4 protein-coding genes are annotated in these 4,334 nt (G+C 27.2%); 3 read left to right on the top strand and 1 reads right to left on the bottom strand.

Annotation, left to right across the window (positions count from 1 at the left end; genetic code table 11):
- Nucleotides 1-1,631, top strand: a 1,631-nt coding sequence (locus ACRC28_RS12735; RefSeq protein WP_438543826.1) for an FUSC family protein, incomplete at its 5' end; no start/stop codon positions are given.
- Nucleotides 1,632-1,872: 241 nt separating this feature from the next.
- Complete coding sequence (locus ACRC28_RS12730) at nucleotides 1,873-2,532, top strand: NAD(P)H-dependent oxidoreductase (protein WP_438543825.1); 660 nt, start codon at nucleotides 1,873-1,875, stop codon at nucleotides 2,530-2,532.
- A 39-nt stretch (nucleotides 2,533-2,571) separates the two neighbouring features.
- Here ACRC28_RS12730 and ACRC28_RS12725 read toward each other — a convergent pair whose 3' ends face one another.
- Nucleotides 2,572-3,516 (bottom strand): transglutaminase domain-containing protein, encoded by a 945-nt coding sequence (locus ACRC28_RS12725; protein WP_438543824.1) that lies wholly within the window; start codon nucleotides 3,514-3,516, stop codon nucleotides 2,572-2,574.
- Nucleotides 3,517-3,778: 262 nt separating this feature from the next.
- Between ACRC28_RS12725 and msrA the strand changes: the two genes are divergently transcribed.
- Nucleotides 3,779-4,334, top strand: a 556-nt coding sequence (msrA, locus tag ACRC28_RS12720; protein WP_438543823.1) for a peptide-methionine (S)-S-oxide reductase MsrA, incomplete at its 3' end; no start/stop codon positions are given.

Genomic DNA, 4,334 nt, shown 5'->3' with positions numbered 1-4,334 from the left:
GCCTTTATATTTATTATAATTTTACTTATAATACAAAAATCACAAAGGCAACTGGATTTATGACAAACTATTTATTGCTTTTATATATTCCTGTAACAACTAAGGAGCTTCCAATTAGATTGCTTGCATTGGTTTTATCAGGAATTTTAATAATGGTTTTATATTACATAATAGTAGGGAAAAAGTATTCAAAGGGAATAATAGCTGGAATTAAAGATGGAGCAAATGATATAGTAGCTGAAATAGATAAGCTTTTAAAAAATGAGAATATAGAAGAAGATTATAAAAATCTTAGTAAGAAGCTTCAGGCTTTAGAAAATAAGCTTTTGAATACTATAAGTAAGCTTACTAATATTGATGTTGATCTAGAAAGAAGATATGCCATATTTTTATTTATTAAAAGGTTAAACAGTATATTTATAAAGTTAAATAATCAAAAAATTAAAAATGAGGAGTTTTTATTGTTTGTAAAAGATTTAATTATAAATATTGGTGAAATAAGCAAATCAAAAGAAATGCTTGATTCTAAATTAAAGGAAATTGAAAGCTTTGAATTAAAGATAGATAGTAAAAATGCTTACTATATCTATAATATATTTGAAGACACAAAAGAAGCATTATTAGCCCTTGAAGCAATAAAAAATAGAGATTTTAGTTATTTAGGGAATAAGGAAAGTTTTAAGAAAGCTTATAAGGCTTTTTATAGCAAAACATTTAAAAACACAGAGCTTAAAAGCTTAAGAAAGATTGGTTCTTTAAAGTGGAATTTTGCACTTAAATCTTCAATAATGTTAACTGCAGCCTATCTTGTAGTGACTATATTTAATTTACCAGAAGGAAAGTGGCTTTTATTTACGATAGGTGTAGTATCCCTTCCTTTTGCAGAGCAGGTAAATAAAAAAGGAAGAGATAGAATAATTGGAACTATAATTGGAGTTATAGCATTTGATTTAATATTTACATTTATTCACTATAAACCACTACTTATAGTTTTAGTTATAATCTCAGTATTTTGCATGTTATCAATTACTGATTATAGTAAAAAAGCTATATTTATAACATTTATGAGTCTTTCAATGGCAAACTTTGCATTTGGAGACCCATTTAAAATGTATTACACATTAAGCTTAGAAAGATTAGGCTTTGTTTTAATAGGATGCTTTATTCCATATATAGTTTCAAAAATAGTACCTTATAAATTAAAGGATAAAACTGAGGAACTTAAAAAAGATTTAGTTACTTTAGTTTATAAAATGGAAGAGAGTGTTAAAGAAAAAAGCATGACATATGAAGAGCGTTATAAAAGAATTATAAAGCTTTCAGCAATAATGAAATTTACATGTAATAAATTATACTTTAACAACACTCAATTAAATTCAAAGGAAATAGACCAAATATTAAGACTTGAAAATATATTTATAATGGATGTATATTATCTAATAAAAAATCTTAAAAAAGATAATTTTAAACTTATAGATGAAGAAAAAGAAAAAGTTAAGAGGTTTATTCATTTATCAGAAGAAGAAAAGAAAGAAAAGTTCTATGAGCTAAGTGATAATGAAAAAAGATTATTCTTAAACTTATTAAATTTAAAAAAATCAACAGAAGCAATGAAAAAAATTATAGAATAATGAAAAGAACCTTTGTAAATCAAGGGTTCTTTTACTATATCGTAAAATTTGAATGAAGGTTTAAAGAAAATTCATATTAAATAATAACTACTATTATTGACGAAGGAATAAAATAGTAATACTATTAAAAGTAGAGGAAAACACTCTGATAAGAAATACATAATTAAAAAGTATTAAGGACAAACTAATGACAAGCAGGATAGAAATAAAGCTATCTAGTAAATTAAGAGGAGCGATATATATGAAAAGAGAAGAAGTAATAGATATATTTAATTTTAGATTTGCAACAAAAGAGTTTAGTGGGAAAAAGGTTTCTGATGAGGATATGAACACAATAGCAGAAACAGCTAGATTATCACCAAGTTCATTTGGACTTGAGCCATGGAAGTTTTTAGTAGTATCAAATGAAGATTTAATGAAAGAAATTTCAGAAGTTTCATGGGGATTCCAAAGACAAATAGGTGGAGTAAGCCACATAATAATAGCATTAACTAGAAATGGAAAAGATTTAGAGGCAGACTCTAAATACGTTCATGATTTATGGATAGATTCAAAAGGTGTAGATGAAGAATTCTTACAAGGATTATTACCAGTGCTTGGAGCATTCCAAGATGCTAACATGGGAAATAACAAAGAAGAGAAATTATTAGAATGGGGAAAAAGACAAACATATATAGCCCTTGGAAATATGATGACAGGAGCTGCAATGCTTGGAGTTGACTCATGTGCAATAGAAGGATTCGATAAAGAAAAGGTTGAAGAAATCTTAGTAAAAAAAGGATTATTAGATAAAGAAAAATTTGATTTAACTTACTTTGTAGCTTTTGGTTATAGAAAAGAAGAGCCTAGCAGAGGCAAAGCTAGATTAGATGCAGACAAAGTAATAGAATGGGTTAAGTAAATTTAAATGGCTATCTTAAAAGAAAGATAGCCATTTTTTTTAGTTTATCCAAGTTGCTAAAGTTTGTGAATTTTTATGAGTTTTATAAAAGTTTGGTGGATTAAAGAAATCTGCTGATGGAACTGTGTATGTTTCAATATTAAATCCATTTACCTTATTTATAGTTGTATTTTCATTTGTTAGATATCCTTTAAGTTGTGGAGTAGCATTAATTTTATTCATAGCTACGGTATAAGAGTTTGCAAAGGTTGTATCTACAGGAATCCATGTATTATTTATATAGACTTCATTCCACATATGGCTTCCCCACGTATTAGTTGCAGGGTCTCCAAGACCTTGTCCAGAAATCAATTTTACATTAAGTCCTACATCTTTTGCCATAAGGAAATAAAGTGCTGCAAAGCCACTACAAACTCCATTCCTAGAGTTAAAAGTATCTATGGCAGTACCTATATTAGGAGGATAGATCCCTTTAGTAAGTTCTTTAGCATATGTATTGTTATAAGTTATATTAGCAGCAATCCATACATATAAAGCCTTAGCCTTATCAATAGAGGTTGAATAAGATGCTGTAATTTTATGTGCAGCTTTATTTATAGCTTCATTTCCTTGAAGTGTATTTACAAGGCTTATTCCATTTACATCTACATTTCCTTGAGGAAGAGATAGTTTACCATTTGGGTTACTATTACTTGTAGAAGTATTGGAAGAAGTGTTTTGACTGCTATTATTAGAATTCTGAGAAACATTACCGTCATTTGAATTACTGCCAAAAAGGCTTGATAAAAAAGAAGAGATAGCTCCATTAGAATCATTTGGAAAATTCAAGTTAGAAGGAGAAAATGTTTCAACTGACATATTTTTATCATTTAAAGTATTTAAAATTTTATTATCCTTATTAATAATTTGAAGTGAATTATAGATAAATATTACTCCAAAGCCTATTATAAAAATAGAAATTAAAGATAAAATAAATTTTTTCATATGTATCACCTCCTAGTTTAATAAAGTATACATCAAAAAAAGAGAAAAAAAACTACTATTACTATTAAATAAAGGTTAAATAAAAATGAAGCTATAGAAAGAGGAACATAGTTTTTAGAAAATAATAATTCTTGACTAAGCTTTCTGAGTGGAATATTATTTAATTATAAATCTGATTATAATAGTCGGATATGAATAGAAATTTTAAAAAGAGAAAATATAAAATAGAAGGTAAAATATATTAAAGAAAGAAGTGATATAAATGAGTAATATAAAAAAAGCTACCTTTGCAGGTGGATGTTTTTGGTGTATGGTGAAGCCTTTTGACCAGTTTATAGGTGTTGTAAAAATAAGGTCAGGATATACAGGTGGGGAAAAAGAAAACACAACTTATGAAGAGGTATGTAGCAAGACTACAGGACATATAGAAGCAGTTCAAATAACTTTTGATGAAGAAAAAATTAGTTATAAAGAGTTATTAGAAATATTTTTTAGAAGCATAGACCCAACAGATGAAGGAGGACAATTTGGTGATAGAGGAGAAAGCTATAAAACAGCAATATTTTATCACTCAGAAGAGCAAAAGAAGGAAGCAGAAGATTATATAAAAAAATTAGAAGATGAAAAGGTCTATGGTGATAAAAAGATTGCAGTTAAAATTTTAGAAGCAAAGCCTTTCTATGAAGCTGAAGAAGAACACCAAGATTATTATAAGAAAAATCCTTTTAGATACTATATGTATTACAAAGGTTCAGGAAGAAAGAAATTTATAGAAGAAAATAATTTTAGAGTACCATATTCAAAAGAAGAGCTTAAAG

The organism is Clostridium sp., assembly GCF_051650885.1.
In the GTDB taxonomy this organism is placed as follows: Bacteria; Bacillota; Clostridia; order Clostridiales; family Clostridiaceae; genus Clostridium.
This window is presented reverse-complemented; position numbering and strand designations above follow the sequence as displayed.